This is a genomic window from Microcystis sp. M165S2, from assembly GCF_020245885.1.
In the GTDB taxonomy this organism is placed as follows: Bacteria; Cyanobacteriota; Cyanobacteriia; order Cyanobacteriales; family Microcystaceae; genus Microcystis.
The window spans coordinates 1-3,691 of the sequence record NZ_JADBTZ010000145.1 but is presented as its reverse complement, the minus strand read 5'-3'; the positions used below and the strand labels follow the sequence as shown (position 1 = coordinate 3,691).

Genomic DNA, 3,691 nt, shown 5'->3' with positions numbered 1-3,691 from the left:
GAGGACTTCTACTATTAATCTGGGATTGGTGACAGTTGTTTTGCCAGTTTCATAATAAATCGGTTCACCCTCAATTAGCATCACATCGGGATAGGTTGCCTGACGATATTGCGCTATCCATAATTTCACATCACCGATAAAAATATTATATTTCCGTCCTTTGAGGACAAATTTTAAATAAGCGGCAAAATTGAGAGCAATTTTATTATGATCGGTAGTGCCTCCTGTCATCGGTACGATTTCTCCATCTTGATACTCATTTTTATAGGCTGCCGTTTCCTCTAGTTCTAAATATTCGGCAAAGCTATAGGTAATTTTATCTGTTGCTATAGTCATAATTTATTGATTCGCTCTCTCAATTGATTATAGCAATTATTATACTGGTGAGAGACATTAGCCATATTTACCCCAGCAAAAGATAACAGCTATCTTAATAGGACTCTTGAAAATTTTTTAGCCAGCAACTAAATAGGAATTTGATCTCTCCCAAATGTGGGACAATTGACAAAGAACTAAGAATTGTAGAATCCCCCCATCATGACCTCGGAACTATCGAAGCAATACGATCCCAAGATCACAGAAACGAAATGGCAGCAATATTGGGAAAATCAAGAAATATTTAAGGCAAACCCCGAAAAAGGCGGCGAAACCTACTGTATAGTCATCCCTCCTCCCAATGTTACCGGTAGTCTCCACATGGGTCACGCTTTCGAGAGTGCTTTGATTGATACACTTGTTCGCTACAAGCGGATGACCGGCAAAAATACCCTCTGGCTGCCCGGTACGGATCACGCTAGTATTGCAGTACAAGCTATACTCGATCGCCAATTAAAAGCCGAAAAAACCGACCGTTACCAACTAGGAAGGGAAAAATTCCTCGAACGCGCTTGGCAATGGAAAGAGGAGTCTGGTAGTACCATTGTTAATCAACTGCGACGCTTGGGGGTATCCGTCGATTGGACGCGGGAACGTTTCACCATGGATGAGGGACTTTCCCATGCTGTTCGTACTGCTTTTATTAAACTTTATGAGGACGGATTAATCTATCGCGGTCAATACTTAGTTAACTGGTGTCCCGAATCCCGGTCGGCCGTTTCCGATTTAGAGGTGGAAAACAAGGAAATTGAGGGAAATCTCTGGTATTTTCGCTATCCTCTCAGCGATGGTAGCGGTTATCTTCAAGTAGCCACCACAAGGCCCGAAACCATGCTCGGTGATACTGGTGTAGCTGTCAACCCGCAAGATCCCCGTTATCGCCATTTAATCGGCAAAACCGTCACTTTACCGATAATGGGGCGAGAAATCCCCATTATTGCCGATGAATTAGTCGATCCCGAATTCGGTACTGGTTGCGTTAAAGTTACGCCGGCCCACGATCCTAAGGATTTTGAGATGGGTAAACGCCATAATTTACCCTTTATTAATATCATGAATTTAGACGGCAGTTTAAACGAAAATGCCGGAATATTCGCGGGTCAAGATCGTTTTGTTGCCCGCAAAAATGTCGTTAAAAAACTCGATGAAGACGGCTTTTTAGTTAAGATTGAAGCCTATCGCCATAGCGTCCCCTATAGCGATCGAGGTAAAGTTCCCGTGGAACCCCTTTTATCTACCCAATGGTTCGTTAAAATTGAACCTTTAGCCACAAAAGCTTTAGCCTATTTAGATCAGGAAAACTCGCCCCGTTTTGTGCCAGAAAGATGGACAAAAGTTTATCGCGATTGGTTAGTTAAGCTAAAAGATTGGTGTATTTCTCGACAACTGTGGTGGGGTCATCAAATTCCCGCTTGGTATATTATCAGTGAAACTAATAACGAAATTACTAACCATACTCCCTTCGTCGTTGCCGAGGATGAAACCTCCGCTTTAGCCAAGGCCAAACAACAGTATGGAGAGGATATAATTATTCAACAGGACCCCGATGTTTTAGATACTTGGTTTTCCTCGGGATTGTGGCCATTTTCGACTATGGGATGGCCAGAAAAAACCCTTGATCTAGACACCTATTATCCCACCACCACCCTCGTCACCGGTTTTGATATTATCTTTTTCTGGGTGGCAAGAATGACGATGATGGCCGGCTATTTTACGGGACAAATGCCCTTTAAAGATGTCTATATTCACGGTTTAGTTAGGGATGAAAACGGCAAAAAGATGTCTAAATCTGCCAATAACGGCATCGATCCTTTAATTTTAATTGATAAATACGGAACCGATGCTTTACGATATACCTTAATTCGGGAAGTGGCAGGAGCAGGACAGGATATCAGTCTGCAATATAACCGTAAAACCGATGAATCGGAATCCGTAGAAGCTGCCCGAAATTTTGCCAATAAAATTTGGAATGCTTCCCGTTTTGTGATGATGAATCTGGAGGGAAAAACCCCAGAAGAATTGGGAGAACCAGCTTTAGAAAATTTAGAATTAGCCGATCTCTGGATTTTATCTCGTTATCATCAAACAGTGCAAAAAACTAGAGATTATCTAGAAAATTATGGCATGGGAGAAGCGGCAAAAGGTCTATACGAATTTATCTGGCGCGATTTCTGTGATTGGTATATCGAGTTAGTAAAAACTCGTTTATGGAAGGATAAAGAATCGGTTTCCTGTGCCACTGCCCGCCAAACTTTGGCTTTTATCTTGGCAGGGACATTAAAATTATTACATCCCTTTATGCCCCATATTACCGAAGAAATTTGGCATAATTTAACCCAAGAAAATCAGCAAGTTTTGGCTTTACAAACCTATCCCATAGCTGATAGTTCTCTGATCGATATAGATTTAGAAAATACTTTTGAGTTATTAATTGAAAGTATTCGGGTGTTGCGTAATTTGCGCGCCGAAGCGGGGATTAAACCGGGGGCAACGATCACAGCAATTTTACAGACAGAAAACAGCCAAGAATTAGCTATTCTGCAACGCGGACAAGTGTACTTAAAAGACTTGGCTAAGATCGAAAACTTAATTTTGACGGCCAAACTAACCGAGGAAGTCAATCAAGCGATCGCTGGTGTTGTCGCTACGGTAGAAATCCTCATCCCCCTGTCCGGATTAGTTGATATATCGGTATTGGCAGGGAAATTAGCGAAAAATTTAGCTAAGGTAGAAGGGGAAATCAAGAGTTTGAGCGATCGCATGAATAAACCTAGCTTTGTCGAAAAAGCTCCAGAAGCTTTAATCCAAAAAACGAAGCAAGCTTTAGCAGAGGCCGAAAAACAAGCCCAAATTCTCCAAGAACGCTTAAAACGTCTGCAATAGTAATTTTATCCATAAGTAGTGGTCTGTCAAGACAATAATGACGGATAATCAGAGGAGTAAAATCACCAAAATCTGCTAAAGCCATCGGAATTGACTTAGGAATTAGTAGCCTTGTGATTACCAGCGATGGTGACAAAGTATCTAATCCCAAGCATTTTAAAAAGCATTATCAGAGACTGCGAAAGGACCCAAAAAATCTTTCTAGAAAACAGAAAGGCTCAAAGAATCGAGAAAAAGCGAGAATCAAAGTAGCCAGGATTCACGCTCAAATTACTGATAGCCGAAAAGACCATTTACACAAGCTAACCACTCAATTAGTTCGTGAAAACCAAACGATTGTGGTTGAGAATTTAGCCGCCAAGAATCTGGTCAAAAACCCCAAGTTATCTCAGGCAATATCTGATGTAAGCTGGGGAGAAATAACCCGACAATT

2 protein-coding genes and 1 pseudogene are annotated in these 3,691 nt (G+C 41.5%); 2 read left to right on the top strand and 1 reads right to left on the bottom strand.

Annotated elements, in window-relative coordinates; all coding sequences use genetic code 11:
- Positions 1-336, bottom strand: a 336-nt coding sequence (locus tag IM479_RS07750) for a Uma2 family endonuclease (protein WP_287687506.1), incomplete at its 3' end; no start/stop codon positions are given.
- A 201-nt stretch (positions 337-537) separates the two neighbouring features.
- Between IM479_RS07750 and IM479_RS07745 the strand changes: the two genes are divergently transcribed.
- Together IM479_RS07745 and IM479_RS07740 are read left to right on the top strand one after the other, a co-directional pair.
- Positions 538-3,258 (top strand): valine--tRNA ligase, encoded by a 2,721-nt coding sequence (locus IM479_RS07745; RefSeq protein WP_287687508.1) that lies wholly within the window; start codon positions 538-540, stop codon positions 3,256-3,258.
- A 77-nt stretch (positions 3,259-3,335) separates the two neighbouring features.
- Positions 3,336-3,691: pseudogene (locus IM479_RS07740) on the top strand (RNA-guided endonuclease TnpB family protein); the annotation flags it as partial.

What these genes read in the sequence shown, in the direction of transcription:
- IM479_RS07745 (WP_287687508.1), top strand. Translation starts at nt 538, where the DNA reads ATGACCTCGGAACTATCGAAGCAATACGATCCCAAGATCACAGAAACG.